This is a genomic window from Pseudomonas sp. Leaf127 (genome assembly GCF_001423155.1).
GTDB lineage: Bacteria > Pseudomonadota > Gammaproteobacteria > Pseudomonadales > Pseudomonadaceae > Aquipseudomonas > Aquipseudomonas ovata.
Window position 1 is genome coordinate 78,244 of the sequence record NZ_LMOA01000024.1, and the last position, 13,707, is coordinate 91,950.

General features: G+C 61.3%; 11 protein-coding genes and 1 pseudogene. 4 read left to right on the forward strand and 8 right to left on the reverse strand.

Translation table 11 applies throughout. From position 1 onward, the window contains the following. The 3 genes from ASF84_RS25050 to ASF84_RS25060 all read right to left on the reverse strand — a co-directional run bounded on the left by ASF84_RS25050 (window position 1) and on the right by ASF84_RS25060 (window position 3,392). Window positions 1-1,098 carry an amino acid ABC transporter permease gene (locus ASF84_RS25050; protein WP_056841595.1) on the reverse strand — a complete coding sequence of 366 codons (1,098 nt, stop codon included), beginning with the start codon at window positions 1,096-1,098 and terminating at the stop codon, window positions 1-3. A gap of 10 nt (window positions 1,099-1,108) precedes the next feature. Next, window positions 1,109-2,290 (reverse strand): amino acid ABC transporter permease, encoded by a 1,182-nt coding sequence (locus tag ASF84_RS25055; protein WP_056841596.1) that lies wholly within the window; start codon window positions 2,288-2,290, stop codon window positions 1,109-1,111. Between the two features lie 73 nt (window positions 2,291-2,363). Then, a complete protein-coding gene (locus ASF84_RS25060) occupies window positions 2,364-3,392 on the reverse strand; it encodes an amino acid ABC transporter substrate-binding protein (protein ID WP_056841597.1) in 1,029 nt (342 codons plus the stop codon). 485 nt (window positions 3,393-3,877) lie between these two features. Between ASF84_RS25060 and ASF84_RS25065 the strand changes: the two genes are divergently transcribed. Together ASF84_RS25065 and rhlB are read left to right on the forward strand one after the other, a co-directional pair. Then, complete coding sequence (locus ASF84_RS25065) at window positions 3,878-4,534, forward strand: alpha/beta hydrolase (RefSeq protein WP_056841598.1); 657 nt, start codon at window positions 3,878-3,880, stop codon at window positions 4,532-4,534. Between the two features lie 114 nt (window positions 4,535-4,648). Further along, the gene (gene rhlB / locus ASF84_RS25070) at window positions 4,649-6,121 is read left to right on the forward strand and encodes an ATP-dependent RNA helicase RhlB (protein WP_056841599.1); all 1,473 of its coding nucleotides are present in this window, start codon (window positions 4,649-4,651) and stop codon (window positions 6,119-6,121) included. A gap of 129 nt (window positions 6,122-6,250) precedes the next feature. Here the strand turns inward: rhlB and moaE are convergent, their stop codons facing one another. The 5 genes and pseudogenes from moaE to ASF84_RS25095 form a co-directional block, all read right to left on the reverse strand. After that, on the reverse strand, window positions 6,251-6,700 hold the full coding sequence (gene moaE / locus ASF84_RS25075) for a molybdopterin synthase catalytic subunit MoaE (protein WP_056841600.1): 450 nt from the start codon (window positions 6,698-6,700) through the stop codon (window positions 6,251-6,253). A gap of 2 nt (window positions 6,701-6,702) precedes the next feature. Then, entirely contained in the window at window positions 6,703-6,948 is a 246-nt protein-coding gene (locus ASF84_RS25080; RefSeq protein ID WP_056841601.1) for a MoaD/ThiS family protein, read from the reverse strand. Beyond that, window positions 6,939-7,430 carry a cyclic pyranopterin monophosphate synthase MoaC gene (moaC, locus tag ASF84_RS25085; RefSeq protein ID WP_056841602.1) on the reverse strand — a complete coding sequence of 164 codons (492 nt, stop codon included), beginning with the start codon at window positions 7,428-7,430 and terminating at the stop codon, window positions 6,939-6,941. Before moaC ends, ASF84_RS25080 begins: the two co-directional genes overlap by 10 nt. A 65-nt stretch (window positions 7,431-7,495) precedes the next feature. Then, window positions 7,496-8,890 carry a PhoH family protein gene (locus tag ASF84_RS25090; protein ID WP_056841603.1) on the reverse strand — a complete coding sequence of 465 codons (1,395 nt, stop codon included), beginning with the start codon at window positions 8,888-8,890 and terminating at the stop codon, window positions 7,496-7,498. 483 nt (window positions 8,891-9,373) lie between these two features. Further along, a pseudogene (locus tag ASF84_RS25095) lies at window positions 9,374-10,546 on the reverse strand (polysaccharide deacetylase family protein); the annotation flags it as partial. A gap of 160 nt (window positions 10,547-10,706) precedes the next feature. Here ASF84_RS25095 and yaaA point away from each other — a divergent pair. Together yaaA and ASF84_RS25105 are read left to right on the forward strand one after the other, a co-directional pair. Then, window positions 10,707-11,486, forward strand: coding sequence for a peroxide stress protein YaaA (yaaA, locus tag ASF84_RS25100; RefSeq protein WP_056841604.1), 780 nt, complete (start codon window positions 10,707-10,709; stop codon window positions 11,484-11,486). A gap of 871 nt (window positions 11,487-12,357) precedes the next feature. Further along, window positions 12,358-13,674, forward strand: coding sequence for a nucleotide sugar dehydrogenase (locus tag ASF84_RS25105; protein WP_056841605.1), 1,317 nt, complete (start codon window positions 12,358-12,360; stop codon window positions 13,672-13,674). The last annotated feature ends 33 nt before the right edge of the window (window positions 13,675-13,707 follow it).

The window sequence follows — 13,707 nt, forward strand, 5'->3', positions numbered from 1 at the left end:
CTAACGCTTGTGGCCAGTGTCCAGCTTGCGCTCCAGATGCATGGAGTAGCGGGACATACCGAAACAGAAAATCCAGAACACCAGGGCCGCGAAGACATAGCCTTCGGTGGCCATGCCCAGCCAGGTCGGGTCGGCCGCAGCCTGCTTGACGCTGTTGAGCAGGTCGAACAGGCCGATGATGATCACCAGGCTGGTGTCCTTGAACAAGGCAATGAAGGTGTTGACGATACCGGGGATCACCAGCTTCAGGGCTTGCGGCAGGATCACCAGGCCCATCGAGCGCCAGTAGCCCAGGCCCATGGCCGCAGCGGCTTCGTACTGGCCCTTGGGGATGGCCTGCATGCCGCCACGCACCACTTCGGCGATGTAGGCCGACTGGAACAGGATCACGCCGATCAACGCCCGCAGCAGCTTGTCGAAGTTCATGCCTTCGGGCAGGAACAGCGGCAGCATGACCGAGGACATGAACAGCACGGTGATCAGCGGCACGCCGCGCCAGAACTCGATGAAGGTCACGCAGACCACCTTCACCGCCGGCATGTTCGAACGCCGTCCCAGTGCCAGCAGGATCCCCAGCGGCAAGGCGCCGGCGATACCGACGGTGGCGATGACCAGCGTCAGCATCAGGCCGCCCCATTGGCTGGTGGCCACGGTGGTCAGGCCGAACGCGCCACCATGCAGCAGGTAGAACGCGATGATCGGGTACAGCACCAGGAAGCTCAGGCCGTAGGCGACCTTGCGCTCGAAGGCCTTGATGAACAGCGGTGCAATGCCGACGATGGCCAGGATCACGGTCAGGTCGACACGCCAGCGTTGGTCGCCGGGGAAGTAGCCGTACATGAACTGGCCGAAGCGCTGCTCGATGAACACCCAGCACGCGCCGGCCTTGGTGCAGTCGGCGCGGGTGGTGCCGATCCAGTTCGCATCCAGAATGGCCCAGTTGATGATCGGTGGCAGAATCAGCCAGACCAGATACAACGAAAACAGGGTCAGTACGGTGTTGAACCAGCCGGAGAACAGGTTGCTGCGCATCCAGCCGACCACACCCACGGTGGATTTCGGCGGCGCCAGATTGGGTTTGAACGTATGTGTACTCATGCGCGTTTCCTCACCGCTCGATCAGCGCAATGCGCTTGTTGTACCAGTTCATCAACAGGGAAATGCTGATGCTGATTGCCAGGTACACGCTCATGGTGATGGCAATGACTTCAATAGCCTGGCCAGTCTGGTTGAGCACGGTGCCGGCGAACAGCGAAACCATTTCCGGATAACCGATACCGGCGGCCAGGGAAGAGTTCTTCACCAGGTTCAGGTATTGGCTGGTCAGTGGCGGAATGATCACCCGCAAGGCCTGCGGAATGATGACCTTGCGCAGGGTCGGCCCCTGGCGCAGGCCCAGCGAGCGAGCCGCCTCGGTCTGGCCGTGGCTGACCGACTTGATGCCGGAACGCACGATCTCGGCGATGAACGCCGCGGTGTACACCGTCAGGGCCAGGGTCAGCGCCAGCAGTTCAGGGATCAGTACCCAGCCGCCGACGAAGTTGAAACCGCGCAGCTCGGGCATTTCCCAGTGCACGGGGGCACCGGCGACCAGGATGCTCAACGCCGGGATCACCAGCATCAGGGCCAGGCCTGCCCAGAACTTGTGGAACGGCTCGCCGGTGGCCTCGAAGCGCTTGTTGGCCCAGCGGGTCATGAGCACAGTGGCAATCACCGCGACCACCAGGCTGACCAGGAACGCAGTCAGGCCTTCGGCAGCCATCGCCCGGGGCATGTTCACGCCGCGGCTGCTGACATAGAACATGTCGAGGTAGCCATGGGCGTTGCGTGGACCAGGGAGCGTCAGGAAGACGGCAAAGTACCAGAACAGGATCTGCAGCAACGGCGGGATATTACGAAATACCTCGACGTAGACGGTCGCCAGCTTGTTGATCATCCAGTTGGACGACAAGCGGGCAATACCGATGCTGAAGCCCAGCAGGGTCGCCAGGATGATGCCGATGAACGACACCAGCAAGGTGTTGAGCAAGCCGATCAGAAAGACACGGGCATAGCTGTCGGCTTCGGTGTAGTCGATCAGGTGCTGGGCGATACCGAAGCCTGCACTGCGCTCGAGAAAGTCGAAACCGGAGGTGATGCCGCGATGTTCAAGGTTGGTCTGGGTGTTGTCGTACAGGAACCAGCCCAGAGAGATCACCGCCACGATGGTGATGATCTGGAATAGCCAGGCGCGCACTTTGGGGTCGCTCAGGGTGAGCTTTTGTTTGGGTGCGTCGATATGTTTTTGCATGAAATGCCCCGGAAAAGATGGAACCGTGCAAAACGCCGGGCGGCCCGTTCAGGCCGCCCGGCGCAGGGTCAGATCAGCGAATCGGAGGAGCGTACTGAATGCCGCCGTTGTTCCACAGTGCGTTCAGGCCACGCTTGATTTTCAGAGGAGTGGTTTCGCCCAGGTTACGGTCGAAGACTTCGCCGTAGTTACCCACTTGCTTGACGATCTTCACGACCCAGTCCTTCGGCAGCTTCAGGTCCTTGCCGTATTCGCCGTCGGCGCCGAGCATACGGGCCACGTCAGGGTTCTTGGTCGACTTGGCTTCGGCTTCGACGTTCTTGGAGGTCACGCCCGCTTCTTCGGCGTTGAGCATGGCGAACAGGGTCCACTTGACGATGGCCAGCCATTCTTCGTCGCCTTTACGCACGACCGGGCCCAGTGGCTCCTTGGAGATCACTTCCGGCAGAACGACGTAGGAGTCCGGGTTGGCCAGCTTGCTGCGCTGTGCGTAGAGCTGCGACTGGTCGGAGGTCAGTACGTCGCAACGGCCGCTTTCCAGCGACTTGGCGCTTTCGTCGGAGGTGTCGAAGGTAATCGGGGTGTACTTGAGGCCATTGGCGCGGAAGTAGTCGGAAACGTTCAGCTCGGTGGTGGTACCGGCCTGGATGCACACGGTGGCGCCGTCCAGTTCCTTGGCGCTCTTGACGCCCAGCTTGTTGTTTACCAGGAAGCCGATGCCGTCATAGTAGGTCACGCCGGCAAAGGTCAGGCCCATGCCCGAGTCACGCGAGCTGGTCCAGGTGGTGTTGCGCGACAGCACGTCGATTTCGCCCGATTGCAGTGCGGTGAAGCGCTCCTTGGCGTTCAGCTGGCTGAACTTGATCTTGGTGGCGTCACCGAAGACAGCGGCGGCTACGGCGCGGCAGACGTCAGCGTCGATACCGGTGATGGTGCCCTTGGCATCTGGAACGGAGAAGCCTGGCAAACCGTCGCTGACGCCGCACTGGACAAAGCCCTTCTTCTGGACTGCATCAAGCGTTGCGCCGGCATTGGCGACACTGGTGATGCCCAGTGCAGCGAAAGCGGTCACTACGGCCAGGGTGGATTTCAACATCTTCATTCATAACCTCCAGTTTGCTCTTTGTTGTGTGGGAGCTTTAGTCACGCCGCACCCTTGTGGGGCATCAACGACCCGTGCTGGCATTTTTTTGGGTCATGCGACGTTGGGTCTGTTCATTAAACGGGCCCAGGATCCTCCTGTTGCCCGCTTGTAACGGTTACCCCCTCGCCTCGCGAACCAAAGCCCCATGATTTTTCCGTATCTTGAGTGACGGAATGAATCGTGCCGTGAATCCTGTAGCTGGGATTCGCGTGCTGCGCCGACCGGTGATAGCCAAATAGTGTTACCGGACGACGTGAGCGCTCTGACTCCGCTTGTTCCATAGCAAAGCGCGTACCAGACTGCTGGCTGATTCGATAAACCTACAGGTCAAGCGCAAAAGTTGTACCCTTGCGACATCTTCGTTCAGATTTGAATGGGCCGCGCCAGGCCCGGCACTTATTGAATGCACGGTTGATACCGTAGCGCACCAGATTGGAGCAACCATGACCCACCCATTGATACTTGAGCCCACCAAAGACGCCGATGCCTGTGTGATCTGGCTGCATGGCCTGGGCGCCGACCGCACTGATTTCGAGCCGGTTGCCGAAGCCTTGCAGACCACGCTGACCACCACCCGCTTCGTGTTACCGCAGGCGCCCATGCGCGCTGTCACCATCAATGGCGGCTATCAGATGCCAAGCTGGTACGACATCATCGCCATGAGCCCGGCGCGGGCCATCAGCCATGAAGAACTCGAGGCATCGGCACAGACCGTACTCGACCTGATCGAAGCCCAGCGCGACAGCGGCATCGATCCGGCGCGGATCTTCCTGGCCGGGTTCTCGCAAGGTGGCGCCGTGGTGCTGCACACCGCCTACCGCCGCTGGCAGGGGCCGCTGGGCGGGGTCCTGGCGCTGTCGACCTACGCGCCGACCTTCACCGACCAGATGACCCTGTCGGCCAGCCAGCAGCGCATTCCGGCCTATTGCCTGCATGGCTATCACGACGAAGTGGTGCTCAATGCCATGGGCCGTACCGTCTATGAGTACCTCAAGTCGCTGGGCGTCGACGTGCAGTGGCAGGAATACCCCATGGGTCACCAAGTGTTACCCCAGGAGATTTCCGACATCAGGACCTGGCTCGGCGACAAGCTGCGGTAACACCCGTGCTTGCGCATTTATCCCCAGGTCTTGTAGCCCTGTATGGATGACACTACGCCGAGCATGAAACTTGCTTTACACTGCTCGGCGTACATTCCTTGACCAATTGACGAGATGACCGTGCTCAAAGCACTCAAGAAGATGTTCGGTAAAGACGAGGCCGAGCCGCTCGCGCCCCTTCCGACTGCATCGACCCCCGCTCCAGTGATGACCGACGACACCCTCCCCGTCCAGCCCGTGGCTGCGACACCGCCTTCTGTTTCACCCCTGCCGACGACCAGCGAACCCTCTGCACTGGCAGAGACGCCTCAGGCCAAGCCGCCCCGGGCCGAACGCCCGCGCCGCGAACGCCCGCCCAGACCGGTCGACACCTGGAAGCCCGAAGACTTCAGCGTCGAGCCCCAGGAAGGCAAGACCCGCTTTCATGATTTCAACCTTGCACCGTCGGTGATGCATGCCATCCACGACCTGGGCTTTCCTTATTGCACGCCGATCCAGGCCGGCGTGCTGGGTTACACCCTCAAGGGCCGCGACGCCATCGGCCGGGCGCAGACCGGCACCGGCAAGACCGCGGCCTTTCTGATTTCGACCATCACCCAGTTGCTGCAGACCCCGCCGCCCGCCGAGCGCTACATGGGCGAGCCGCGGGCACTGATCATCGCCCCGACCCGCGAACTGGTGGTGCAGATCGCCAAGGACGCCGCCGACCTGACCCGCTACACCGGCCTGAACGTGATGAGCTTCGTCGGTGGCATGGACTTCGACAAGCAGCTCAAGCACCTCGAAGCGCGCTACTGCGACATTCTGGTGGCCACGCCGGGCCGCCTGCTGGACTTCAACCAGCGCGGCGAAGTGCACCTGGACATGGTCGAGGTGATGGTGCTGGACGAAGCCGACCGCATGCTCGACATGGGTTTCATTCCGCAGGTGCGCCAGATCATCCGCCAGACCCCGCACAAGGGCGAGCGCCAGACCCTGCTGTTCTCGGCCACCTTCACCGAAGACGTGATGAACCTGGCCAAGCAGTGGACCACAGACCCGGCCATTGTCGAGATCGAGGCCGAGGGCCTGGCCAACGCCAATGTCGAACAGCACATCTATGCCGTGGCTTCGGCCGACAAGTACCGGTTGCTGTACAACCTGGTCAACGACAACGGCTGGGAGCGGGTCATGGTCTTTGCCAACCGCAAGGACGAGGTGCGGCGCATCGAGGAACGCCTGGTACGCGACGGCGTAAATGCCGCTCAGCTGTCAGGCGACGTGCCGCAGCACAAGCGCATCAAGACCCTGGAAGGCTTTCGCGAAGGCAAGATCCGCGTGCTGGTGGCCACCGACGTGGCCGGGCGCGGGATCCACATCGACGGCATCAGCCATGTGATCAACTTCACCCTGCCGGAAATGCCCGACGACTATGTTCACCGTATCGGCCGTACCGGTCGGGCCGGTGCCGACGGCGTGTCGATCAGCTTTGCCGGCGAAGACGATTCCTACCAGTTGCCGGCCATCGAAGAGAAGCTGGGGCGCAAGATCAGCTGCGAAATGCCACCGACCGTCCTGTTGCGCCCGGTGGAACGCAAGCGCACCTGAGAGACCTGCCTTCGCGACCGCTGGTCGCTCCTGCAAGGGTGCGGCACACCCGTGGGAGCGACCAACGGTCGCGAAAGGGCCGGCACATTCGGCCTTTTCAGCCCCCGCCGATCATGCCTCTGCCCAGGATCAATCCCAACGCCGGGCCGCTTGCTGGTCGCTGGTGCGGCCTTCGACCCAGCGGGGGCCTTCGGGGGTGTCCTCGCGCTTCCAGAACGGTGCGCGGGTCTTGAGGTAATCCATGATGAACTCGCAGGCCTCGAACGCGGCCTGCCGGTGCGCGCTGGTCACCCCCACGAACACGATCGGCTCGCCCGGCGCCAGGTGACCCACCCGGTGCAGCACCTCGACACCCAGCAACGGCCAGCGCTCGCCGGCCTGGTCGATGATCGTGCCCAGCGCCTTTTCAGTCATGCCCGGATAATGCTCCAGAAACATGCCTGACACCGGCTGGCCGTCATTGAAGTCGCGCACATAGCCGACAAAACTCACGACCGCCCCGACACCGCGGTTGGCCGCATGCAGGGCGTTGACCTCGGCGCCGGCATCGAAGGCGGCGACCTGGACCCGAACGTTCATGCTCATCCTCCGGTCACCGGTGGAAAGAAGGCCACCTCATCACCGCTCTCGACCGGCTCGGCCAGCGTGCACAGTGCCTGGTTGCGCGCGCACATCAAGCCCTGCTCGGCCAGCACTTGCCAGGCCTCGCCCCGCCCCAGCAACAGTTGACGCACGTCGTCCAGGTGGCTGAACGTACCCTCCAGCGACTCGCTGTCCAGGCCCAGCACTTCACGGTAACGGGCAAAATACTGCACGGTCAGGCGCATGGGGCGCCCTCCTCGGCATCGGCCTGGTAGTGGCCGCTCTTGCCGCCGAGTTTTTCCAGCAGGCGCACCGACTCGATGACCATGCCGCGGTCAACGGCCTTGCACATGTCGTAGATTGTCAGCGCCGCGACACTGGCAGCGGTCAGCGCTTCCATTTCCACGCCGGTCTGCCCGGACAGTTTGCAGCGCGAGGTGATCAGCACCGCGTCATCGCCCTCGGCCGTCAGTTCGACCTTGACGCCGGTCAGCATCAGCGGATGGCACAGCGGAATCAGGTCACTGGTCTTCTTGGCGGCCTGGATGCCGGCAATGCGCGCCACAGCAAACACATCGCCTTTGGGGTGGCCGCCGGCGACGATCATTTGCAGGGTGGTGGGCAACATGCGCACCCGCGCCTGGGCCACCGCTTCGCGGAAGGTCACGGCCTTGTCGGTCACATCGACCATATTGGCGCGGCCCTGGGAATCGAGATGAGTCAGCACAATCGTTACTCCTTTGCAGGAGCACGATTGTAAACGCAAATGGCGATGTTGACCCTGTCCTGCAGCTACAGATGGCCCTCGGCGTATTCGGCCAGGATGGAGCGTGGCACGCCCTGCAGGGTGATGTGCACGCCGTTGGGGAAGTCCTTGAAGCGCTCCGTCAGGTAGGTCAGCCCGGAACTGGTGGCCGACAGGTAGGGGGTGTCGATCTGCGCCAGGTTACCCAGGCAGACCACCTTGGAGCCTGCGCCGGCGCGGGTGATGATGGTCTTGATCTGGTGCGGCGTCAGGTTCTGGCATTCATCGATCAGGATCAGGCTTTGCTGGAAGCTGCGCCCGCGAATGTAGTTGAGCGACTTGAACTGCAACGGCACCTTGCTGAGGATGTAGTCGACGCTGCCATGGGTGTTTTCGTCATCCATGTGCAAGGCTTCGAGGTTGTCGGTGATCGCCCCCAGCCAGGGCTCCATCTTCTCCGCTTCGGTACCGGGCAGAAAACCGATCTCCTGGTCCAGGCCCTGCACGCTGCGGGTTGCGATGATGCGCCGGTAGCGCTTGCTGACCATGGTCTGCTCGATGGCGGCGGCCAGCGCCAGGATGGTCTTGCCGGAACCGGCCGCGCCGGTCAGGTTGACCAGGTGAATGTCCGGGTCGAGCAAGGCGAACAGGGCCAGGGCCTGATGGATGTCGCGTGGCTTGAGGCCCCAGGCTTCCTGGTGCAGCAAGGGCTCCTGGTGCATGTCGAGAATGATCAGCTCGTCGTTCTTGACGCCCTTGACCCAGCCGACGAAGCCCTGCTCATCGATGATGAATTCGTTCAGGTGCACCGCGGGAATGTTTTCATTCAACTGCACACGGTGCCAGGTGCGGCCGTGGTCCTGACGGGTGTCGACCTTGTTGACCCGGTCCCAGAACGAGCCGGTCATCTCGTGATAGCCACGCGACAGCAGCGAGACGTCATCGACCAACTGGTCGGTGCTGTAGTCCTCGGCGGCAATGCCGCAGGCGCGCGCCTTGAGGCGCATGTTGATGTCTTTGGTCACCAGCACGACGGCACGGTCTTTCTGGCGGGCGTGCAGGTCGATCAACTGGTTGATGATGATGTTGTCGTTGAGGTGTTCGGGCAGCAGGCTGGTCGGTTCCTGGCGCTTGCTCATCAGGATCGACAGATAGCCCTTGAACACGCCGGTGCCGCGGTCGATGGGCACGCCCTGCTCGACGTCTTCAGGGCAGGCCTCGCCCAGGGTCTTGTCAATCAGGCGAATGGCCTGGCGGCATTCGGCGGCGACCGAGTGCTTGCCATCCTTGAGTTTGTCCAGCTCCTCCAGGACCGTCATCGGAATGGCAACGTGGTGTTCTTCGAAATTCAGCAGTGCATTGGGATCATGGATCAATACATTGGTATCGAGCACGTAAAGGATAGGCTGGTTGGTGGAGGGGCTGCGTCCGTGGTCATCCATACTCGCTCACCTTTGTAGAAGCCTGGACACGGCATCATTGAGATCCGTGCCACTGGGGGACCGCCGGGGGCTTCCCTTGAGGCAGGGGAGCCGGGGCTCAAGGTGGGTCTTGTGCGACGCCACCTGTGTTGCAGGTTTCGGCGGTCTGACTCAGGTAATACCGCAAAACAGATGACAGAAAAAAGCACTTTGACAGTTTTTTGAAGTTTATTTCACAGTATGACGAATAGCGCTTGGCGGTCGGTGCAAGCACGTTTACATTCATTAATTGCCTGCCTCGGGCTCCTCCTGATTTTCCGGCTCCTGCAACTGCGCAGGGTCCACGCGCTGTACTGGCTGCGCCGCCTCGGGCGCCTTCATTGACTCGGTTTTCGGCGCATTTTCCTGCTCAGGCGCAGACGGTTGTGGCGCCGGTTCCTGCACGCCTTCTTGCTGCGTGGATGGCTGCCCGTCCTGCGGCTCAGGCTCCGGCGTCGGCTCGGGTTCATTCACGGGCTCGGGTTCAGGCTCGGGTTCCAGCTCGGGCTCCGGTTCACGCGACAGGTTACGGCAGTCTTCCCAGGTCAGCTCGCTCTGGGCGCTGTTGGCCAGTAACAGCGGCAGCGCCGACTGCGCCTGCGCGCCGGAATCGTGAAACACCACCGTGCCCCGGCGCCACAGCAGCATCAGGGTCTGCACACGGTCACTGATCTGTGCCGAGGTCATGCGCGGCAACTGGTCATGGGCGTCGATGGTCCACAGCGACACGCGAAGGTTGTGTGAGCGGAAAAACTCGCCGCTGTCGGCACGTCGATGCCCGTAGGGCGGGCGAAACAGCGGCACCAGATTGTCCGGCAGCAGCCGCTCGACCAGTGCGGCGCTGCGCTGCACCGAGCCTTGCCAGTCGCGCCATTGGCTGTGCGAGCGGTATTCCCAGCCCTGGATGCCGACACACTGCTGGCGGTACAGGTTCTGGATCGCCCCGGTGGAGCTGCCGTCCAGGCGCGCCTGCAAGGCCTTGCCCAGCACGAAGAAGGTCGCGGTCATGTTCTGCTGGCGCATGAAATCGGCCAGCCAGTCGGTGTCTCCATTGGCCGCACTCGGGCCGCCTTCGAAGTTGAGCATGAAAGTGCGGTCGGGCAGTTCGTCGCCGCTCATTTCATCGGAGTTGTAGCGGGCGATCTCACTGCTGGTCTGCGGGAACAACGCGGCCTTGTACAGCAGCTCGTCCAGGTACAGCTTGTGGAAGATGGCGCTGGGCGCGGCCCAGGCGGCATAGAACGAATCATCGCCGATCCTGAATTCCTCGGCGCGCTGGCGCAGTTGCTCCATGTCCCTGGCATAGACACAGAAGTTGGCATCCTCGGTGCAGCTCTTGCGCGCATGACGAAAGTTGACCAGCAGGCGCTCCCACAGACGGTTGCGCACCAGGTTGAGCGAGGCCACGTTGATGTAGCGCAGCCCCAGGCGCCGCTTGAGGCTGTCTTCATCGAGCTGTTCGCTGGCCCACAGGGCATGGGCAAATGCCAGGATCTCGGCACGCGAGGCGACATCGAACAGTGCCGGATTTTCCAGGCGCTCAGGCCACAGGCTGCGATCGACCGTCGCCACCGGCGGCACGGCCGCCTGCACCTTGAACCCCAACAGACACATGCACACTGCCAGAACGATACGCAAACCCGATGCTCCTTCTCTACCGATCCCTGTCCGGGGCGAGCCGGCACTATAGCCGATCACCCTGCTGCCTTATGCCTTGCCCTGCAACTGACTGCCTTGTTTGCTGGAGTGATCTGCCATGACCCCCTAGAATCGCGCCACGACTTCAGGAGACACGCGCATGCTGATGGTGATTTCCCCCGCCAAGACCCTCGACTTCGAGACCCCGCCCACGACCACCCGCCACACCCTGCCGCAGTATCTGGACCACTCACAAGCGCTGATCACCCAGCTTCGCGCACTGGCACCCCAGCAGATCGCCGAACTGATGCACCTGTCTGACAAGCTGGCCGGCCTGAATGCTGCACGCTTTGGCAGCTGGACGCCGGACTTTACCCCGGACAACGCCAAGCAGGCCTTGCTGGCCTTCAAGGGTGATGTGTACACCGGCCTGGCGGCCGAGACCCTCGACCAGGCCGGGCTTGACTACGCCCAGCAGCACCTGCGCATGCTGTCGGGCCTGTACGGCCTGTTGCGCCCGCTGGACCTGATGCAGCCGTATCGCCTGGAGATGGGTACAAAACTGGCCAACGCGCGTGGCAAGGACCTGTACGCCTTCTGGGGCACGCGCCTCAGCGAATGGTTGAACCAGGCACTGGCCGACCAGGGCGACGACCTGCTGCTCAACCTGGCCTCGACCGAATACTTCTCAGCGGTCAAGCGCAGCGCCTTGCAAGCACGGATCATTAACACCGAGTTCAAGGATTACAAGAACGGCCAGTACAAGATCATCAGCTTCTACGCGAAAAAAGCGCGCGGCATGATGAGCCGCTTCGTCATCGACGAACGGATCAACGCCCCTGAAGCCCTCAAACAGTTCGATGCCCAGGGCTACTATTACAGCGCCGACCACTCGGCACCGGACAAACTGGTTTTTTTGCGCGACACCCCACCTGAGTGATACCCCACAGGGGCTGTTGCCGTTTCAGTACGAGCCGTGCTGAAACGGCAAAAACCCACTCCCAGGCTGCAGCGAAGCGGCGGCAGCATCGCCCCTGTCAAGCAAGCGCCCGAAACAGTCAGATAAATGGCGTCGAAATATCGGCAGTTAGGACATACACTTCCTTGCAGTTACCGACCGACGAAAAAATAAATGTTTTTTTAACCGATGGCACCTTGCCGCTTATGGGTAATTGCCATTAAGGCTATAAACAGGTTGAGTGCCCGAATATAAAGGCGGCCATGAGAATCGCTATCATTGTGCAACTACCGGACACAGGGAAAATCAATTATCACCCTGAACACAACAAGATGAATGGACCGGAACTATTGTGTTGCAAGTATGTTCCTACATCCCGTAACAAATGACGGTCACTGTGTAAGGCATGACGTACAGGGTAAGAATAAAGCAGGTTGGTAAAGGGCGTTACCACAACGAAGTTTGGTCTCTGGGATGACCAATGCTGTAGGTAGTTAATGAACCTTCTCATCAAAGCCACAAGGGAAAGCACTGACCCGGCTGTTTCAGCCAGACCGTGACAGGACAAGGCCATGCGCCTTGCCGTGCGTGATCACGCCTGCCACTGAGCGCGGTTCAGCAGTGATACAGAACGCCCGGAACAAGCGCCGCCTTCAAGGGCAGGCAACTTGCCATCTGTATCAGACTTAAACTGAGTTAGCCCTCCCTGTATTTGGCAACTCATTACATTAAACAGACGTTCGTTAGTTAGGCAGCCGCGCATAAAAACCGGCACTGACTGACGCAGAAAACTGCGAGCCCTATTTATATTCCGCCCTCTGTGGCGTCAGTCGTAATGTTCGAGGAGAGTACGATGCGGATCAGTATTTTTGGTTTGGGTTATGTCGGTGCCGTGTGTGCCGGTTGCCTGTCTGCACGGGGTCATGATGTGGTCGGCGTGGATATTTCCGCCGACAAGATTGCCTTGATCAACAGCGGTCGATCACCCATCGTCGAACCGGGCCTGGAGGGCCTTTTGCAACAGGGCATCGCCACCGGAAAATTGCGCGGCACCACCGACTTTGCCGAGGCCATCCGTGCCACCGACCTGTCGATGATCTGCGTCGGCACCCCCAGCAAGAAAAACGGCGACCTGGAACTGGACTACATCGAATCGGTGTGCCGCGAAATCGGCTTTGTCCTGCGTGACAAGACCTCACGCCACACGGTCGTGGTGCGCAGCACGGTGCTGCCCGGCACGGTGGCCAATGTGGTCATTCCGGTGCTCGAAGACTGCTCGGGCAAGAAGGCCGGCGTCGACTTCGGCGTGGCGGTCAACCCGGAGTTCCTGCGTGAAAGCACGGCCATCAGTGATTATGACCACCCACCGATGACCGTCATCGGCGAATACGACACGCTCTCCGGCGACCTGCTGCAGTCGCTGTATGCCGAACTCGACGCCCCGATCATCCGCAAGGACATCGCCGTGGCCGAGATGATCAAGTACACCTGCAACGTCTGGCACGCCACCAAGGTGACCTTCGCCAACGAGATCGGCAACATTGCCAAGGCGGTGGGCGTCGACGGCCGCGAGGTGATGAATGTGGTCTGCCAGGACAAGACCCTCAATCTCTCGCAGTACTACATGCGCCCCGGCTTCGCCTTTGGCGGCTCCTGCCTGCCCAAGGACGTGCGCGCCCTGACCTACCGCGCCAGCAGCCTGGATGTCGAGGCGCCGCTGCTCAACTCGCTGATGCGCAGCAACGGCGAACAGGTGCAGAACGCCTTCAACATCGTCGCCAGTCACGATACCCGCAAGGTCGCCCTGCTGGGCCTGAGCTTCAAGGCCGGCACCGATGACCTGCGCGAAAGCCCGCTGGTGGAGCTGGCCGAAATGCTGATCGGCAAGGGCTTCGAACTGAGCATCTACGACAGCAATGTCGAATACGCTCGCATGCACGGCGCCAACAAGGAGTACATCGAGTCGAAGATCCCCCACGTGTCCTCGTTGCTCAATGCCGACTTCGACCAGGTCATCGACCACTCGGACGTGATCATCCTGGGCAATCGTGACGAGCGCTTCCGCGCCCTGGCCGACAAGGCCCCGGAAGGCAAGCACGTCGTCGACCTGGTGGGTTTCATGACCCGGGCCACCGCGCAAAGCGGTCGCAGCGAAGGCATCTGCTGGTAAGCAGCGGCAAGCGGCAAGCTGCAAGTTCAAGCC